Genomic DNA, 978 nt, shown 5'->3' with positions numbered 1-978 from the left:
CATATATACTAAAAGCTCCTCTTCAATTGGATACATACTCATTTTATGTGAATCTTCTTTTGATTTTCTTACTTCCCACAATTTATCTAAAAATGCTTCATCACCATTTGCCATCTCTAAACACTTCCGCATTAGCCTACTTATAGCCTCCTGCACCTCATCACTTGATGCTCCCTTACCTTCTTTCATAAAGTTACGAAATTGCTTTAATAAATCTACCCACTCTAAAACATTCGGATCTTCCTCGCTCATATTTGGTAAATTACGAAGTAAATCCTGCTCTTCCTTTGAAAATATTTCATTTTGGAATATTTCACGTATTCGAGGAGACTGTTTCGAAAGCTGAATGAGTTCAAACATAACTTTCCAATCCAGTTCTCCCTCCACATCTACCGAATAAACAACGGCCTGTAAAACACGCTCCATTCGATTGAATTTCTTTTGTTCTTCCTGTACAAATCTAAGTTGCTTTTCAAGCGAGTCTTTTAAGTTAAGTTCACCTTTTACTAACATATTCGTAATCTCTTTTAATGAAAAACCCATTTCTTTTAAAAATAAAATTTGCTGCAGACGAATTACATCAGCCTCGCTATATAACCGATGACCACCCTCTGTTTTTCCGCTCGGCTTTAATAAATCGATTTGATCATAATAACGTAACGTCCTTACTGTAATCCCAGTTTCCTTCGTAAGTTCTTGGATCGAAATCAACTCCATCACCTCTTCTTTTTCATTATAAAAGATGACGTAACGTAACTTTCAAGTAGTTTGTAAAAAAAATACAAAAAGCTGTTTATACCTTTTGCATAAACAGCTTTTATAGAAGAAAACCCTTTTGTATAGTACGTCCACAAGATAAAATAATTGCCCCTACAACAACACTTGTTGCTGTTTTATGATAATGCGCTAAAATTAATAAATAGTATGATAAACCTACAGCACCAATCATAATACATACACTTGGCACTGGATTGCGAG

General features: G+C 34.5%; 1 protein-coding gene. It reads right to left on the bottom strand.

The window, feature by feature from the left end; genetic code table 11:
* Positions 1 to 717: MerR family transcriptional regulator (locus AC1DJR_RS31430; protein WP_477004407.1), on the bottom strand; the 717-nt coding region annotated here is incomplete at its 3' end.
* Positions 718 to 978 lie beyond the last annotated feature (261 nt).

The organism is Bacillus sp. 05T31, assembly GCF_056396725.1.
This window is presented reverse-complemented; position numbering and strand designations above follow the sequence as displayed.